This window comes from Streptomyces sp. NPDC017529, from assembly GCF_044329785.1.
Taxonomy (GTDB): Bacteria; Actinomycetota; Actinomycetes; order Streptomycetales; family Streptomycetaceae; genus Streptomyces.
In genome coordinates this window covers 379,157-396,514 of the sequence record NZ_JBIRJY010000004.1, presented here as the reverse complement: position 1 = coordinate 396,514, position 17,358 = coordinate 379,157, and the positions used below count along the sequence as shown (strand labels likewise).

Below are 17,358 nucleotides of genomic sequence, written 5' to 3'. Positions count from 1 at the left end.
CTGTGAAGGCTATGGGGATGCGCTCCGCGCGCGCAAACTATTTTTCTGACGACTTTCCGGAGCTTCTTGCACCACCCTCCGGAAGATCGTCCGATGACGGCTCCCCCACTGCCGGGACGAGCTCCTCACCTGCGCACAGCGCGAGGACGTCGGAGCCGAACCTGCCCAGCTTGCGTCCCCCCACTCCAGGGATGCCCGCCAGCTCCCCTTCGGTTCCCGGGACGGCCTCGGCGATCGCCATCAGCGTCTTGTCGGTGAAGACGCAGTACGCGGGCTGGCCCAGCTGCCGTGCCCGCTCGGCCCGCCAGTCGCGCAGCCGCTCGTACAACGCCTCGTCGAGCTCGCAGGGGCAGTCGTCGCAGCGCATGAGCTTCATTTCACCCGCGTCGGTGAGCGTCTTGCCGCAGACCCGGCAGCGGGCGGGTGACCGGGTCCGGCGCTTGCCCGCGCCCCTGGCGGCGCCGCCGCCCCGCTCGATGCCGCCCGCGGCGGCTGCCGCCGCACGGCGTCCGGCGCCTGCCGAGCCGGGCCGCAGGCCGTCCAGGAAGCGGCTGGGGCGCCGGACCGCCCGCCCCCCCGGAGAACGCGACAGGGACCACGACAGGCTCAGGTGCAGGCGCGCCCGGGTCACGCCGACGTACAGCAGCCGGCGCTCCTCCTCGACCTGCTCGTCCGTCTTGGCGTATGTGATCGGCATCATGCCCTCGGTGAGGCCGACCAGGAAGACGGCGTCCCACTCCAGGCCCTTGGCCGAGTGGAATGAGGCGAGCGTCACACCTTCGACGGTCGGGGCGTGCTGGGCGTTGGCCCGCTCGTCGAGCTCGGCGACGAGATCGGCGAGGGTGGCCTCCGGCCGGGCCTTGGCGAAGTCCTCCGCGAGGCGGACCAGCGCGGCCAGCGACTCCCAGCGGTCCCGTACGGCGCCCGACCCGGCCGGCGGCACGCTCGTCCAGCCCATGTCGCTCAGCACCGCCCGCACCTCGGACGGGAGGTCCACGGCGTCGTCGAGAAGCGCGTCGTTGGCGCCGAAGCGGGCGGCGCCGCGCAGCTTGACGCCCGCCTCGCGCACCTCGGGCCGCTCGAAGAACCGCTCGGCCCCGCGAAGCTGGTAGGGCACGCCGAGGTCGGCGAGGGCCTGTTCGTAGACCTCGGACTGGGCGTTGATGCGGAAGAGGACCGCTATCTCGCTCGCCGGCACGCCGGAGGCGATCAGATCGCGGATACGGCGGGCGGTGCCCTCCGCCTCCGCGGGCTCGTCGCCGTACTCCACATACGCCGGCTCGGGGCCCGCGTCCCGCTGCGAGATCAGCTCCAGGCGGTGCTCGGCGGCGCGGCCGCGCGCCTGGGACAGCAGGCCGTTGGCGAGGTGCACGACCTGGGGGGTGGAGCGGTAATCGCGGACCAGCTTGACGACCGTCGCGTTCGGGTGGCGGGTGCGGAAGTTCAGCAGGTGTTCGGGCGTGGCGCCGGTGAAGCTGTAGATCGTCTGGCTGGCGTCGCCGACGACGCACAGGTTGTCGCGGTCGCCGAGCCACAGGTCCAGCAGCCGCTGCTGGAGCGGGCTGACGTCCTGGTACTCGTCCACGACGAAGTGCTGGTACTGGGCGCGGACCTGCTCGGCGATGTCGTGCCGGTCCTGCAGGACGCCGACCGTCAGCAGCAGCACGTCCTCGAAGTCGATGGTCCCCCGGTCGCGCTTGAGCTGCTCGTACGTCCCGTAGATCTGCCCGATCTCGGCCGGGTCCCGGGGAGCCTCGCGGCCCGCCTTGTGGACGGCGGCCGGATAGTCGGCGGGCACGGTCTGGGTGACCTTGGACCATTCGATCTCGCCCGTGACGTCGCGCAGCTCGTTGCGGTCCAGGCGGACCCGGCAGCGGGCGGCGGCCTCGGCGACCAGCTGGACCTTGCGCTCCAGCAGCCGCGGCACCTCGCCGCCGACCGCCTTGGGCCAGAAGTACTGGAGCTGGCGCAGGGCGGCGGAGTGGAACGTACGGGCCTGGACCCCGCCGGCGCCCAGCTGCCGCAGCCGCCCGCGCATCTCCCCCGCCGCGCGGGCGGTGAACGTGACGGCGAGCACCGTGGACGGCTGCAGGATGCCCGCCCGGACGCCGTACGCGATGCGGTGGGTGATCGCGCGGGTCTTGCCCGTCCCGGCGCCCGCCAGGACGCACACGGGGCCGTGCAGCGCCGTGGCGACCTCGCGCTGCTCGGGGTCGAGGCCGTCGAGCACCGCGTCGGCACCCTCGGGCGTGGCCGGGAACTGGGTCGCGGCCGCAACCTGAGGGAAAAGAGTGGAGTCCGATGCTGCTGTCACCCCGCCATGCTGCCAGGTCGAGCGGGACAGCCGGGAAAGTCGTCCACAGCCGCCACCCTCCGGTCATACGAATACGCGGGCCTACGGAAGCGAAGCCGTACGCGTACCGGAGCGGTCCGGGACGGACGGGAATGGTCCGGGCCGGGCAGGCGTTCCCCTTTCTGCATACACGCCGAGCTTGAAGGAGCGCGAGGACCCATGGCGGGCACCGTGACGATGTACAGCACCACCTGGTGCGGCTACTGCCGCCGGCTCAAGGGCCAGATGGACCGCGAGGGAATCGCGTACACCGAGATCAACATCGAGCAGGACCCCGAGTCCGCCGCCTTCGTGGAGAAGGCCAACGGCGGCAACCAGACCGTCCCCACGGTGCTCTTCCCCGACGGCTCCACCCTGACCAACCCGTCCCTGGCCCAGGTCAAGCAGGCCCTCGGCGCCGCCTGAGCCTTCGGCTCACACGGACGAATCCCCCGGCCGCCGCGTCCGGGGGATTCGTCATGCCCGCGTCACGACCCGCTCGCTCCGGGTGCTCACTCCGGACGGCGGCTGTAGCGCTCCACCGTCTCCTTGGCCGTGGACGCGTCCTTGAAGATCAGTTCCCACGGTCCGGTGTTCACGTCGAAGTCCTTGCCGAAGCCGACCCACTTCCCGGCCATGCGCCTGCCGGTCGGTTCGGCGAGCAGTTGGACGGCACCGTGGTAGCGGGCACCGGCGTAGTAGCCGTCCGCCGCGGTCTGCTCCACCCAGGTGCCGGTGACCACGTTCCCGTCCACGGTGAGGTCCAGGGACAGTGGCGAGTCGGGCTGGGACGACGCTCCGGGCAGCGACCGGCCGGTGAGCCGGTTGCCGTTCTGCACCAGTACGACGTAGTGGGCGCCGGTGAAGGTCTGCCCCCTGCCGGACGAGTGGAACTCGTACCGGCTGAGCCACACGCCCGCGTAGTGCGCACGTCCGGCCTCCCGAGGGGCCGTCTCGGCGTCACCGAACGCGGCGGCGCCCCTTTCCGCCCCAGGAGCACGTCGCACGCGAGTCGTGCCGCCCTCCCGCCGTCGCGATGACGCGCGCCCGCCGCAGAACGTGAACGTCACGAGCGAGCACCCGACATACAGGTACGAAGCATGCGGAGTGTGCGAGTTGCTGAAGGCGCTTGGGGGAAGCCCACCAGCGGGAGGTTCCGCTTCCGCTGTGAGCGCCGGGGCCCCGTAGGACCCCGGCGCCAGGTGTGGTCTACGGCTTCGGCAGGGGCTTGCCGTACCAGAGTTCGATGAGGCGGGCGGCGATGGAGATGCCGTACGGGGGGAGGACTTCGCCGGATTCGAAGGCGGCGCGGAGGTCTTCGCGGGAGAACCAGCGGGCCTCTTCGATCTCCTCGCCGTCGACCTGGATGTCGGAGGACGTGGCGCGGGCCATGAAGCCCAGCATCAGGCTGGACGGGAAGGGCCACGGCTGGCTGGCGACGTATTCGACGTCGCCGACGACGACGCCGGCCTCCTCGAAGACCTCGCGGGCCACCGACTGCTCGATGGACTCGCCCGGCTCGACGAAGCCGGCGAGGGTGGAGAAGCGGCCTTCCGGCCAGTGGACCTGGCGGCCGAGCAGGGCGCGGTCCTCCTCGTCCGTGACGAGCATGATCACGGCCGGGTCGGTGCGCGGGTAGTGCTCGGCGCCGCAGGCGGGGCAGCGGCGGATGTGGCCGGCGGCCGCGATGACGGTGCGCTCGCCACAGCGGGAGCAGAAGCGGTGCAGGCGCTGCCAGTTCTCCAGGGCGACGGCGTGCACGAGCAGCCCGGCGTCGCGCGGGGAGAGCAGGAGGCCCGCCTCGCGCAGGCCGGCGGGGCGCGCGGACTGGTCCATGCGGCCCGGCAGGGAGTCCTTCTGGAGCGCGAAGTAGCGCACGCCGTCCTCGTCGGTGCCGAGGAAGTAGCGGTGTGTCTCGGTGAGCGGCGCCTCGAAGGACGGCGTCATGACCAGTTCGGTGCGGCCGTCGGGGGTGTCGTCGACCAGGGCCTGGCCTCCGGAGACCACGAAGACGCGCGTCGTCGGGTGGCTCCAGGCGGCCGCGAGCCAGGCCTCGTCGAGGCGGTGGTGGGCGGCTCTGTCGATGCCGCTCGGTGCGCTGAAGGTGATCGGCCGGTCGGCGCTGTGGTCGGTCCAGGTGGTCACTGCGGTTTCCAACTCCCCCTATGGCGTGGGTGATTGCCGGCTACGGGTGCGGTCGCCCGGCGGGCGGCGGTCCGGGCGGCGCGGGTGGTACGAGTGGCACGGCTCGGGCGCGGACCCGGCGGCGGCGTTCGGGCGTCGGCCGCCGCCCGGGGGCGGGCCCCGGCCCCGGCCGCGGAACGGGTCGCCGGCCGGGCCGCCGGCCGGGTCACGGGCGCGGATGCCGGTACGGCTCGGTCAGGGGTCAAGCGGCACGCCAGTTCTCCGCCAGGTCGCCCCACAGGTGCGCGGCGGTCTCGACGCCCTTCATCAGCAGGTCCAGTTCGACCTTCTCGTTCGGCGCGTGCCAGCCGTCCGAGGGGATGGATATGCCGAGGAAGAGCACCGGCACGCCGAGGACGTCCTGGAGGTCGGCGGCCGGGCCCGAGCATCCCTCGCGGGTGTAGCGGATCTGCTGGCCGAAGGCGCGGCCCATGGCCCGTACGACGGACTGCAGGGCGGGGTGGTCGAGCGGGGTCAGGCAGGGGCGGGTGGCGCCCCAGAAGGTGATCTCGTGGCGGATGCCGTCGGGCAGGCGGGCGGCGGCCCAGTCCCGTACGGCCTGCTGGATCGCGTCCGTGTCCTGGCCGGCCACCAGGCGGAAGGACAGCTTCAGCTGGGCGGCGGACGGCACGATCGTCTTGCCGCCGGGGCCCTGGTAGCCGCCGCTGATGCCGTTGACCTCGGCGGTGGGGCGGGCCCAGATGCGCTCCAGGGTGCTGTGGCCGGTCTCGCCGAGCGCGGCGTGCGAATGGGCCGTACGCAGCCATTCGGCCTCGTCGAAGGGCAGCTCGGCGAAGAGCTCGCGCTCGCGGTCGGTCAGCTCGACGATGCCGTCGTAGAAGCCGGGGATCGCGACCCTGCGGTCCTCGTCGTGCAGCGCGGCGGCCAGGCGGGCGGCCTCGGTGGCGGGGTTGGGCACCGCGCCGCCGAAGGAGCCGGAGTGGATGTCCTGGCCAGGGCCGTACAGGTCGATCTGGCAGTCGGTGAGGCCGCGCATGCCGGTGCAGACGGTCGGGGTGTCCTTGGACCACATGCCGGTGTCGGAGACGATCACGGCGTCGCAGGCCAGGCGGTCCGCGTGCTGGGTGATCAGGGCCGGGAAGTTCGGGGAGCCGGATTCCTCCTCGCCCTCGATGAGGAGCTTGAGGTTGACGGCCGGGGCGGTGCGGCCGGTCGCGGCGAGGTGGGCGCGCACCCCGAGTGTGTGGAAGAACACCTGTCCCTTGTCGTCGGCGGCGCCGCGCGCGTACAGCTTGCCGTCGGCGATCCGCGGCTCGAAGGGGTCGGTGTGCCAGCCGTCCTCGCGGGCGGCTGGCTGCACGTCGTGGTGGCCGTAGACGAGGACGGTGGGGGCCGACGGGTCCCCGGAGGGCCACTCGGCGAAGACGGCGGGAGCACCGTCCGTCTCCCAGATCTCGGCGGTGGGGAAGCCGGTCGCGGTGAGCCGGCCGGCCAGCCATTCGGCGCTGCGGCGTACGTCGTCGGCCCGCTCCGGGTCGGCGGAGACCGAGGGGATGCGCAGCCAGGCGGCGAGGTCGTCGAGGAAGGCTTCGCGGTGGACGTCGATGTACGCGCGGACGGCGCTGTCCGAGGTGGTGCTCATGTCTCCGAGCCTATCCGGCCGTGGGGCGCGGCCCGCCGCCGGTCTCGTCGGTCCCGTCACCGCCGCCGCCCCCTTCCCCGCCGGCCGCCGGCCCGTGCTCGCCGAGCAGGATGCGCTCCAGGCCGGCGCGGTCCGGCAGGCGCGGGGGCCGGACCGTCTCCCCGCTGCGTACATACAGGAACGCGGCGTCGACGGCGGACAGCGGCAGGCTGTGCTGCTCGGCCCAGGCCACCCGGTAGAGGGCGAGTTGGAGCGGGTCCGCGGTCTGCGCGTGGTGGGTCTTCCAGTCGATGATCTCGTAGGTGTCGCCCTCGGGGCCGCGGTTGCGGTACACGGCGTCGATACGGCCGCGGACCACCCGGCCCGCGAGGGTCAGCTGTACGGGGACCTCGATGCGGTACGGGGTGCGCCGGGCGTACGGGGTGCGGGCGAAGGCTTCCTTGAGGGCTTCCAGGTCGTCTTCGTCCGTGATCGGTGCCGCCTCGCCGGCCGCCTCCTGCGCGAGCGCCTCGTGGCCGTACGCGCCGCCGGGCAGTTCCTCGGGGCCGAGCACGGGCAGCGTCAGCTCCTCGAAGCGGGACTCGATCCAGGCGTGGAAGCGGGTGCCGCGGCGTGCGGCGGGCCGCGGCGGGTGCGGCATGGGCCGGGCCAGCTCCCGGGTGAAGCCGTCGGGGTCGGACGCCAGCCACAGCAGCTGCGAGGCGCTCAGCGAGGCCGGCAGGGGCACGTCGTGCACGGTGGCGCGGGCGCGGCGCAGCTCGTCGGCGAGCGCGTCCAGGTCGCGGTCCCAGGAGGCCACGGTGCGGCGCTCCTCGGGAAGGAGGGCGGGCGCTGCCTCGGGCACCGGGGCGGCTTCCGGGGCGGTGGCCTGTGCCGGTACGCAGGCGTGCCCGTCCCCGGAACGTACGCCCGCGTCCTCCGGGTGCGCGGGCCGTTCGGCGGTCCAGGCGTCCCAGTCGGCGAGGTCGTGCTCGGGGTCGGGGGCGGCTGCGGGGCCGGGGGCGGGGCGGGAGCCGGTGCCGGGCTCCCGCGAGACCTCGAACGCGTACGCGTCGGCGTCCGCGTACACCTCCTCGTACGGATCGTCTTCGGGCGGTGGCGGCCACTCCGGGTCGTGGACGGGCCGCGCCTGCTCCGGGACGGCGGCGGATCCGCTGCCCGACGCGGGGTGCGGGGCGTCGTGGGCGGCCGCGGCCTCGGTCCCGCCGGAGGCGGTGGCGTGCGGCGGGGCGGCGGCGCCGTCCGCCACCAGCCGGTCCAGGTACGCCCGGACCGTCCCGGCGGCCGCGCGCCGGCGCCCGGTCGCCACCGCGTCCAACGGCAGCGGCCACTCCAGCTCGGCTTCCGCGGCCTTCAGCGACGGGTTCTCCGCGCCCTCCCCCGGCGCCTCGGCCCACTCGTCGATCTCGCCGTGCCCCGCTTCGCAATGTGCGCGCAGCGCCTCCAGGAAGGCGGACGGGCCGCGTGGCCGCTTCTGGTCGGGGCCCCACCAGTGGCCGGAGCCGAGCAGCAGGGAGCGCGGGCGGGTGAAGGTCACATAGCCGAGGCGCAGCTCCTCGACCGACTGGTGCTCCTTCATCGCCTCCTTGAAGGACTTCACGCCGCGGCTGCTCCAGTCGGCCACGTCCGGCAGCGTCGCCGCGTCGCCGCGCAGGGCGTGCGGCAGGACCTTGGGCTGCGTGAGCCAGGAGTCGCGGGACTGCTCGCTGGGGAACTGCTTGCCGACCAGGCCGGGGACGGCGACCACGTCCCACTCCAGGCCCTTGGACTTGTGCGCGGTGAGCACCTTGACCGTGTTCTCGCCGCCCGGCAGGGAGCTGTCCAGGCCCTTCTCGTGCTGGACGGCCGTGCGCAGGAAGCCCAGGAAGGCGAGGAGCGTGGCGTCGCCGTCCAGGGCCGCGCCGCCCTGCTTGGCGGCGAAGCCGGCCGCGATGTCCAGGAAGGTGCCCAGGGTCTCCCGGCGGCGGGCCGCGAGGGCGTGCGGGGAGGCGGACAGCTCGACCTCCAGGCCGGTGACGGTCAGCACCCGGTGCAGTACGTCCATCAGCGGGTCGGCCAGGGAGCGGCGCAGGTCGCGCAGCTCGCGGGCCAGGTAGGCGAAGCGGACCCGGGCTTCGGAGGAGAACGGCAGCTCGTCGTCGGGGCGCCCGTCCGCCTCCAGGAACGTGTCGAGGGCGTCGGCGAGCGAGATGGTCTCGGCCGGGTCCACGCCCTCCACGGCCTCGGCCAGCCGCCGGTCGGGGTCCTCGGACCGGCCGTCGCGGTGGACGAGCAGCCGCGCCCTGCGGCCCAGGAGGGCCAGGTCGCGGGGGCCGATCCGCCAGCGCGGGCCGGTCAGCAGCCGTACCAGGGCGGCGTTGGCCGTGGGGTCCTGGAGGACCTCGCACACCGCCACCAGGTCGGCGATCTCCGGCAGGTGCAGCAGTCCGGACAGGCCGACGACCTCGACCGGGACCTCCCGCGCGACCAGCTCGCCCTGGATACGGGCGAAGTCACCGGCCGTCCGGCACAGCACGGCGATCTCGCCGGGCGGGGTGCCCGTGCGCACCAGGTGGGCGATGCGGTCGGCGAGCCAGGTCAGCTCCTCCGCGTGGGTGGGCAGCAGCGCGCAGCGCACCACGCCGTCGCGCTCGGCGCCGGGCGCGGGGCGCAGCGCTTCGACGCCCTCGTGCATGCCGCGCAGCGGCGCGGCGAGGCCGTTGGCCAGGTCGAGCAGCCGGCCGCCGCTGCGGCGGTTCTCGCTGAGGGCGAAGCGCCGGGCCGGGGTGCCGTCCGCGAAGGGGAAGTGGTCGGGGAAGTCGTCCAGGTTGGCGACGGAGGCGCCGCGCCAGCCGTAGATGGCCTGGCAGGGGTCGCCGACGGCGGTCACCGCGTGGCCCGTGCCGCCGCCGAACAGGCCGGACAGCATGATCCGCTGGGCCACGGAGGTGTCCTGGTACTCGTCCAGGAGGACGACCTTGAACTCCTCGCGCAGCTGCGCGCCCACCTCGGCGCGTGTCGTGGCGAGCGTCGCCGACAGGGCGATCTGGTCGCCGAAGTCCAGCAGCTCGCGCCGCCGCTTCTCCTGCCGGTAGGCCCCGACCAGCTCCAGCAGCTCCCGCCGCCCGCGGGCCGTCTCGGGCACCTTGCGCAGGTCGGCGTTGGTGAGCTTCACCTCGTCCAGGGCGGCCAGCAGCCCGGTGTCGTACGCCAGCAGCCGGTCCGGCTCCACCAGGTGCTCGGCCAGCTCGCCGTCGAGCGCGAGCAGGTCCTCCACGAGCGCGGGCAGCGACTTCGTCAGCTCCGGGTACGGGCCGGGGGCGGCGCGCAGCACCCGGGCGGCGAGCTGGAAGCGGGTGGCGTCGGCGAGCAGGCGGGCGCTGGGCTCCAGGCCGATGCGCAGGCCGTGGTCCTTGAGGAGCTGGCCGGCGAAGGAGTGGTACGTCGATATCCGGGGCTCGCCGGGGACGCCGTCCGCGTCGGCCCGGCCGCCGCCCGGTGCGCCGGCGCCGAACGGATCGGCCGGTTCGCCCACCCCGGCCGCCGCCAGGGCCTTGCGGACGCGCTCGGCCAGCTCGCCGGCGGCTTTGTTCGTGAACGTCAGCCCGAGGACCTGCTCCGGGGCGACCTGGCCCGTGCCGACCAGCCACACCACGCGCGCGGCCATGACCGTGGTCTTGCCGGAACCGGCGCCGGCCACGATGACCTGCGGGGCGGGCGGTGCGGTGATGCAGGCCGTCTGCTCCGGGGTGAACGGGATGCCGAGGAGCTCCTTGAGCTGCTCGGGGTCGGTGATGCGCGCTGACACATCCGAGACCGTATCGGGCCGCACTGACAATCGCCCCAAACCGCAGCTGAGCGGGCCCGCGGACGCGTGCGGACCGGGCCGTGCCGCCTGCGTCACTCCACGACGTGCCGGCCTTCGGGCAGCGCCGAGCAGGCGTTGCGGAACGTGCAGTGGGTGCAGTGCTGTCCCGTGGTGGGCGAGAAGCGCTCCTCCAGGACCCGGCCGGCGGCGGTGGCGAGCAGCTCGCCCACCCAGTCCCCGTCCAGGGGCGCCTGCGCCTGGACGGCGGGCAGCGCGTCCCCGCCTTCCTTCTGGGGAGCGCCCACCCTCAGGTGTACGAGTTCCGCGCCGCCCGGCTCGGGCCGCCGCTCTTCGAAGACGGCGTCCACCGCGCCGGCCCGCACGGCCAGCTGGTACACCGCGAGCTGCGGGTGGCGGGCGACCTCGGGCCCGGTGGGCTTCTGCTTGCCGGTCTTGAAGTCGACGACGTACGCGCGGCCCTCCGCGTCCCGCTCGACACGGTCCATGCTCCCCCGGATGCGGACCGCGTACTCGCCCGCTTCGAGGGTGACGTCGAAACCGTGCTCGGTCGCGACGGTCTCGCGCCCCAGTGTGCCGCGCTCCATCACGTGCCAGCGCAGGAAGCGTTCCAGGGCGGCGCGCGCGTTCTCCTTCTCCTGCCGCGACTTCCAGGGGGCGTCGAACGCGAGCGCGTCCCATACGGAGTCCAGGCGCTCCATCAGGACCGACAGGTCGGCGGGCGTACGGCCCGAGGCGACCTCGTCGGCGAGGACGTGGACGACGTTGCCGAAGCCCTGTGCGGCGGTCGCGGGGGCGTCCGCCTTCACCTCGCGCCCCAGGAACCACTGGAGGGAGCAGGTGTTGGCGAGCTGGTCCAGCGCGCTGCCCGAGAGCACCACCGGGCGGTCGCGGTCGCGCAGCGGAACGGTGCTGTGCGTCGGCTCGTACAGGCCCCACCACTGGTCGGGGTGGGCGGCCGGCACCAGCGGCCGGCCGTCGTCGTCGTGCAGCGCCGCCAGCTTCGCCAGCCGCCGCGCGGCGGCCTCGCGCAGCGCCGGGGTGGCGTCCGGGTCGACGGTGGTGGCCCGCAGCTCGGCGACCAGCGCGGCGACCGACAGCGGGCGGCGGGGGCGCCCGGTGACGTCCTGCGGCTCCACGCCCAGCTCGGTCAGGAAGCGGGACGGCTGGTCGCCGTCGTCGGAGGCGGCCTTGACGGCGGTGACGACCAGGCGCTCGCGGGCCCGGGTGGCCGCCACGTAGAACAGCCTGCGCTCCTCGGTGAGCAGCGCGCCCGGAGGCAGCGGTTCGGCCAGCCCGTCGCGGCCGATCCGGTCCGCCTCCAGGAGCGAGCCCCGCCGCCGCAGGTCGGGCCAGAGCCCTTCCTGTACGCCGGCGATCACCACGAGCCGCCACTCCAGGCCCTTGGAGCGGTGCGCGGTCATCAGGCGCACCGCGTCGGGGCGTACGGTCCGGCGGGTCAGGGTGTCGGCGGCGATGTCCTGGGCGTCCAGCTCCTCCAGGAAGTTCAGCGCGCCGCGGCCGCCGGTACGGGCCTCCGCGCGGGCGGCGGTCTCGAAGAGCGCGACGACGGCGTCCAGGTCGCGGTCGGCGTTGCGGGCGGCGGCTCCCCCGCCCCGGGCGGCCCGCTCCAGCCGCTGCGACCAGGTGGGCGTGCCGTCCCACAGCGTCCACAGGGCCTCTTCGGCGGTGCCGCCGCCGGCCAGCAGGTCGCGGGTGGTGCGCAGCAGCGCGCCGAGCCGCTGCGCGCCCCGCGCGTACGCCGGATCGTGCGCGACCAGGCGCTCCGGTTCGGCGAGCGCGCGGGCGATCAGTTCGTCGGAGGGCCGCGGTACGTCGTGCCCGGCGGCCCGCTCCTCCTCGCGCAGCGCCCGCCCCAGCCGGCGCAGGTCGGCGGCGTCCATGCCGCCGAGGGGGGAGGTCAGCAGCTCGATCGCCGTCTCGGCGGACAGCCCGTACGCCGCCCCGGCAGGCGCCTCCGCCTCGCCCGCAGTCTCCTCAGGGCCCGCCGTCTCCTCAGGGCCCGCCGGGACCGCCGCCACCGTCGAAGCCGCCACCCGCAGGGCCGTCAGCAGCGGCGCCACCGCCGGCTCCTGCCGCAGCGGCAGTTCGTCGCCGTCGATCTCCAGCGGCACACCGGCCGAGGTCAGGGCCCGGCGCACGCCGGGTATGGAGCGGCCGCCGGCGCGTACGAGAACGGCCATGTCGCGCCACGGCACGCCGTCCTCCAGGTGCGCGCGGCGCAGGATGTCCGCGATGTTGTCCAGCTCGGCGCCCGGCGTCGGGTACGTGTACACCTCGACGCGGCCCCCGTCCCGTGCGGCCGCGAGGTCACGGTGGGCCCGTACCGCGCGGGCCGGCAGGCGGGTCAGCGGCATACGGGCGGTGAGCCGCCGGGTGGCGGCCAGGAGGGCCGCGCCCGAACGGCGGGAGGTGCCGAGCACCTCGACCGGGGCCGGGGTGCCGTCCCTGCGCGGGAACATCGCCGGGAAGTCGAGGATGCCGTTGACGTCGGCGCCGCGGAACGCGTAGATCGACTGGTCGGGGTCGCCGAAGGCGACGAGCGTACGGCCGCCGCCGGCCAGCGCGCGCAGCAGCCGTACCTGGGACGCGTCGGTGTCCTGGTACTCGTCGACGAACACCGTGTCGTAGCGCGCCGCCAGCTCCGCCGCGACCTCGTCGCGCTCCGCGAGCAGTACCGCCCGGTGCACCAGTTCGGCGTAGTCCAGCACGCCCTGGGCGTCCAGCACGTCCAGGTACTCGGCCAGGAACCCGGCCGCCGCGCCCCAGTCGGGCCGCCCCGTACGCCGCGCGAAGTCGCCCAGCGCCTCCGGGCCCAGCCCCAGTTCGCGGCTCCGCGCGAGCACCGCGCGCACCTCGTCGGCGAAGCCGCGCGTCGTCAGGCAGGCCCGCAGCTCGTCCGGCCAGCGCACCCGGGCCCGCCCGGCGGCCGCCAGTCCGGCCTGGCCTTCGAGGAGCTCGCGCACGACGAGGTCCTGTTCGGGTCCGGACAGCAGCCGCAGCGGGTCGGCGAACAGGTCGGCGTCCTGGTGGGCCCGTACGAGCGCGTAGCAGTACGAATGGAAGGTGGTGGCCTGCGGGGCGGCGGCGCTGCCCAGGCGCGCGGCGATCCGGTCGCGCAGTTCGACGGCGGCCTTGCGGCTGAAGGTCAGCACGAGCAGCCGCTCGGGGTCGGCGCCGTCCCGTATCCGCCGGGCCACCGCCTCCACGAGCGTCGTGGTCTTGCCGGTGCCCGGCCCCGCGAGGACCAGCAGCGGCCCGGCACCGTGGTCAACCACGGCGCGCTGACGTGCGTCCAAAGCAGGAGGGTCCACCGGTCCCGGCCGGGTACGCACCAGTCGGTACGCGCCGGTGGCGCCCCGCCGCGCCGGTCGCCGGCGCGGCTGCGCGGACGGCACGGCCGAGGCCGAGAAGGAGGAACTCACGTGGATCGCCGGTCCTGGGAGGAGGTGCTGGTCGTGGTGTGCGCCGCGGTGCGGGGCGTGCCGTTGCGGCCACCGCGCCGGATGCCGGGCGGCGGGGCGGTGGTGCGGGCCGTGCCCGACGCTACGCCAGGTGGCGCACGAGCCGCAGCGCGTCTCACGACCGTACGACGGATGCTGACGTCTGTGTCGGGTGTGTTGGATGTGTTGCGCGTGACAGTCGTGCCGGGTGGTGCGCCGAGTGACGGGCGCACGGCCGCCGCGGCGGGCGCGCCACGGGCCCGGCCGCGCCCGGCCTCAGCCGCGTGGCGCCGGGTCGCCGCCGTCCCAGCGGGCGCGCCGCATGTCGAGGCGCGGTATGTGCCCCTCGGCCGACCGGGCCGTCTCCCGCAGCGGCGTGCCTTCCGCCCGGTAGTGCGCCAACGCGCGCAGCTCGCTGCCCGGGAGCAGCTGCCCGTCCGCGCGCACGACGCGCCACCACGGCACGGCGCCTCCGTAGAGGGCCATGACCCGTCCCACCTGGCGCGGTCCGCCCACGCGCCGCCCGGCCCCCGCGGCGGCGGCCCCTTCGGGCGGCTCCTCCCCCGCGAGCCATTCGGCGACGTCGCCGTACGTCATCACGCGGCCCGGCGGGACCAGCTCCGCGACCGACAGGACCCGCTCCGCGTACTCGGGGATACCGCCCGCCTCCGGCCCCGGCACGCCCCCCTCGTCTCCGGGCACGCCGGCGCCGCCTCGCTCGGGAAGGTCTCCTGCTGTCCCACTCATTCGGCCCATCCTGCACCACGCCACCGACAGCCGGCCACGGCCGGCGCGACGGCCTCGCGGCGGCGCGCGCGGGCGGTCCCGGTGGCGTATGTTCCGTTTCCCGGCCCTTCGAAATGCACCCTGATGCCCCCCGCCTCCCCTCGGCCATGCCACCATCTTCCGGGCGGTGACTGGTGATACGAGATCAAGAAGAGACGGCCGAACAGCAGGGTGCGGTGCCTCCACGGGAGGCCGGCACCCCTGAGGCGCTGTCCTCCGGCACCCCCGCCCCGGGGGACGGGAAACAACGGGGGAAGCCGTCACAGGCTTCCGAGACCGAAAAGGCGAGCACGATCGAGAAGGCGGGAAGAGCCGACGAGTCCGCGCGTCCGGAGGGGCCGGACCGGCCCGGCCGGGCCGACACCTCCGCCGCCTCCGGAACGGGGGCGGCGGCAGCGGAGAGCCCCGGCGGCGAGGCGGCGGAACCGACCGGAACCGACACGGCACCCGGGCCGGACACCCGGCAGCCGGCCGAGCCCGGCGACTTGCGGAAGTCCGGCGCCACCGCCGACCGCCCGCCACGGGACCGCGTCGGCAGCGAGTTCCACGTGGACCAGGTCTCCGGCGACGAGCCGCTGCTGCCGGCCCGCGTGCACCGCCCCTCCGACCTGATGCGCCTGCTGCTCGGCATCGTGGGCATCGCCCTGGTGCTGCTGCTGGCCACGTTCGCCCACGGCACGACCCAGGGGCTGCAGAACGACATCGGCGAGGGCGCCGGGCTGGCGCCGCGCCTGCTGATCAACTTCGCCGGGCTGGCGTCGAGCGTGGCCGTGCTGATCGTGCCGGTGGCCTTCGCCGTCGAACGGCTGATCAAACGCGACGGCCTGCGGATCGCGGACGGCGTGCTGGCCGCGGTCCTCGCGCACGGCGTCTCGCTCGCCACCGACCTGTGGGTGGCCGAGGCCGCCCCGGAGTCCATCCAGGTCGCGCTGACCCAGCCGCTGGCCAACGGCGGGCTGACCCCGCCGGTGCACAGCTACCTGGCGCCGGTCATCGCGTATATGACAGCGGTGGGCATGTCGCGGCGCCCGCGCTGGCGGGTGGCGATGTGGTTCGTCCTGCTGCTGGACGCCTTCGCCGTGCTCGTCGGCCGCTACACCACGCCGTTCGCCATCGTCACCACCATCCTCATCGGCTGGACCGTGGCCTTCGGGACGCTGTACGCGGTCGGCTCGCCCAATGTGCGCCCCACCGGCCAGAACCTGCTGGCCGGCCTGCGCCGGGTCGGCTTCCACCCGGTCAGGGCGGTGCGCGCCGAGGACATCGGCAACCCGGAACACCCGGAGCACGCCGACCGCGGCCGCCGCTACATCGTCACCCTGGAGGACGGCCCGCCGATCGACGTGACCGTCGTGGACCGCGAGCGGCAGGCCCAGGGCTTCTTCTACCGCGTCTGGCGCCGCCTGTCGCTGCGCGGCATCAACCAGCGCCGCAGCCTGCAGTCGCTGCGCCAGGCACTGGAACAGGAGGCACTGCTGGCGTACGCGGCCATCGCGGCCGGCGCCAACGCCCCCAAGCTGATCGCCACCTCCGAGCTCGGCCCGGACGCCGTGATGCTCGTGTACGAGCACATCGACGGCCGGCCGCTGGACTCGCTGCCGGCCGAGGAGATCACCGACGAGCTGATGCGCAACGCCTGGCGGCAGGTGGCGGCGCTCCAGTCGCGGCGCATCGCCCACCGGCGCCTGGTGGGCGACGCGCTCCTGGTGGATCGTTCCGGCAATATCTTCCTGACCGACCTGCGCGGCGGCGAGATCGCGGCCGGCGACCTCGTCCTGCGGATGGACATCGCACAACTGCTGACCACCTTCGCGCTGCGCGCCGGCGCCGAGCGGGCGGTGGCCGCGGCCGTCGACGTACTCGGTCCCGACACGGTCGCCGACAGCCTGCCGCTGCTCCAGCCGATCGCCCTCAGCCGCACCACCCGGGCCACGCTGCGCCAGCTGGCCCGCGAACGCTCCGCACGGGAGCGCGAGGCGGTCCTGGAGGCGTCGCGCGCCGCGAAGGAGCGGAAGGCCGCCGAGGCGGCCCGGCGGGAGGGCACGGACGCCCGGGAAGGGCCGAGCAACCGCAAGGTGCTGCGCGCCGAGAAGCACGCCGAGAAGCGGGCGGTCGACGAGGCGCTGGAGGAGGCCCGCGAGGAGGACCTGCTCTCGCAGATCCGCCAGCAGGTGCTGCTGATCCGGCCGACGGCACCGGTCGAGCCCGCCCGCCTGGAACGGATCCGGCCGCGCACCCTCGTCACCTGGATCGCCGGCGCCTTCGCCGCGTACTTCCTGCTCTCGCAGATCACCCACGCCAACTTCGGCCAGGTGGCCGGCCAGGCCCAGTGGATGTGGGTGGTGGCCGCGCTGGCCTTCTCGGCGCTGACCTACCCGGCGGCGGCGATGAGCCTGCTCGGCTTCGTACCGGAGAAGGTCTCCTTCCTGCGGACGGTGACCGCGCAGGTGGCGGGCAACTTCGTCAAGCTCGTCGCGCCGGCCGCGGTGGGCGGCGTGGCGCTCAACACCCGCTTCCTGCAACGCTCCGGCCTCCGGCCCGGCCTGGCGGTGGCGAGCGTGGGCGCGTCCCAGCTGTTCGGCCTCGGCTGCCACATCGTGCTGCTGCTGACCTTCGGCTACCTGACCGGCACCGAACGCACGCCGTCGCTCTCGCCGTCCCGCGCGGTCATCGCGGGCCTGCTGACGGCCGCCGTGCTGGTGCTGGTGGTCACCGCCGTCCCGGCGCTGCGCAAGTTCATCTACACGCGCGTGCGGTCGCTGTTCGCGGGTGTGGTGCCGCGGATGCTCGACGTGCTCCAGCGCCCGAAGAAGGTGGCGGTCGGCATCAGCGGCACGCTGCTGCTGACCGCGGCGAACGTGCTGTGCCTGGACGCCTCGATCCGCGCGTTCGGCGGTGGCGGTCAGCTGAGCTACGCGGCCATCGCGGTGGTCTTCCTCGCGGGCAACGCGGCGGGCTCGGCGGCGCCCACCCCCGGCGGCGTGGCGGCCATCGAAGCCGCGCTGACCGGCACCCTGACGCTGGCCGGGCTCACCTCGGACATCGCCTTCCCCGCGGTACTGCTGTTCCGGCTGATGACGTTCTGGCTGCCGGTGCTGCCGGGCTGGATCTCCTTCACCCAGCTGACCCGCAAGGGCCAGATCTGAGCGCCCGGTACGGCGAAGGGCCCGCCCCCCTCGGGGTG

At 74.6% G+C, this 17,358-nt stretch carries 8 protein-coding genes and 1 pseudogene; 2 read left to right on the top strand and 7 right to left on the bottom strand.

The genetic code is table 11. The features are described 5' to 3' along the window. Positions 1-37: 37 nt before the first annotated feature. Positions 38-2,314, bottom strand: a complete 2,277-nt coding sequence (locus ACH4K4_RS12455; protein ID WP_398166813.1) for an ATP-dependent DNA helicase UvrD2 — start codon at positions 2,312-2,314, stop codon at positions 38-40. Between the two features lie 198 nt (positions 2,315-2,512). On the opposite strand from ACH4K4_RS12455, the gene ACH4K4_RS12450 reads away from it, so the two are divergent. Further along, positions 2,513-2,758 (top strand): mycoredoxin, encoded by a 246-nt coding sequence (locus ACH4K4_RS12450; RefSeq protein ID WP_360133249.1) that lies wholly within the window; start codon positions 2,513-2,515, stop codon positions 2,756-2,758. A gap of 86 nt (positions 2,759-2,844) precedes the next feature. Here the strand turns inward: ACH4K4_RS12450 and ACH4K4_RS12445 are convergent. The 6 genes and pseudogenes from ACH4K4_RS12445 to ACH4K4_RS12420 form a co-directional block, all read right to left on the bottom strand. After that, positions 2,845-3,252 (bottom strand): annotated as a pseudogene (locus tag ACH4K4_RS12445) (XRE family transcriptional regulator); the annotation flags it as partial. Positions 3,253-3,541: 289 nt separating this feature from the next. Next, positions 3,542-4,477, bottom strand: coding sequence for an NAD(+) diphosphatase (gene nudC, locus ACH4K4_RS12440; RefSeq protein WP_360133256.1), 936 nt, complete (start codon positions 4,475-4,477; stop codon positions 3,542-3,544). Between the two features lie 241 nt (positions 4,478-4,718). Next, positions 4,719-6,119 (bottom strand): dipeptidase, encoded by a 1,401-nt coding sequence (locus ACH4K4_RS12435; RefSeq protein WP_398166811.1) that lies wholly within the window; start codon positions 6,117-6,119, stop codon positions 4,719-4,721. A 10-nt stretch (positions 6,120-6,129) separates the two neighbouring features. Next, on the bottom strand, positions 6,130-9,906 hold the full coding sequence (locus tag ACH4K4_RS12430) for a UvrD-helicase domain-containing protein (RefSeq protein ID WP_398166809.1): 3,777 nt from the start codon (positions 9,904-9,906) through the stop codon (positions 6,130-6,132). Between the two features lie 92 nt (positions 9,907-9,998). Continuing rightward, a complete protein-coding gene (locus ACH4K4_RS12425) occupies positions 9,999-13,370 on the bottom strand; it encodes an ATP-dependent helicase (RefSeq protein ID WP_398166808.1) in 3,372 nt (1,123 codons plus the stop codon). 294 nt (positions 13,371-13,664) lie between these two features. Next, positions 13,665-14,135, bottom strand: coding sequence for an MGMT family protein (locus ACH4K4_RS12420; RefSeq protein ID WP_398166807.1), 471 nt, complete (start codon positions 14,133-14,135; stop codon positions 13,665-13,667). Positions 14,136-14,308: 173 nt separating this feature from the next. Here ACH4K4_RS12420 and ACH4K4_RS12415 point away from each other — a divergent pair, with 173 nt between their 5' ends. Then, a complete protein-coding gene (locus ACH4K4_RS12415; RefSeq protein WP_398166805.1) occupies positions 14,309-17,320 on the top strand; it encodes a lysylphosphatidylglycerol synthase domain-containing protein in 3,012 nt (1,003 codons plus the stop codon). The last annotated feature ends 38 nt before the right edge of the window (positions 17,321-17,358 follow it).

Coding starts and splice junctions, on each gene's coding strand:
- ACH4K4_RS12420 (WP_398166807.1), bottom strand. CDS start 14,135: ATGAGTGGGACAGCAGGAGACCTTCCCGAGCGAGGCGGCGCCGGCGTG.
- ACH4K4_RS12450 (WP_360133249.1), top strand. CDS start 2,513: ATGGCGGGCACCGTGACGATGTACAGCACCACCTGGTGCGGCTACTGC.
- ACH4K4_RS12435 (WP_398166811.1), bottom strand. CDS start 6,119: ATGAGCACCACCTCGGACAGCGCCGTCCGCGCGTACATCGACGTCCAC.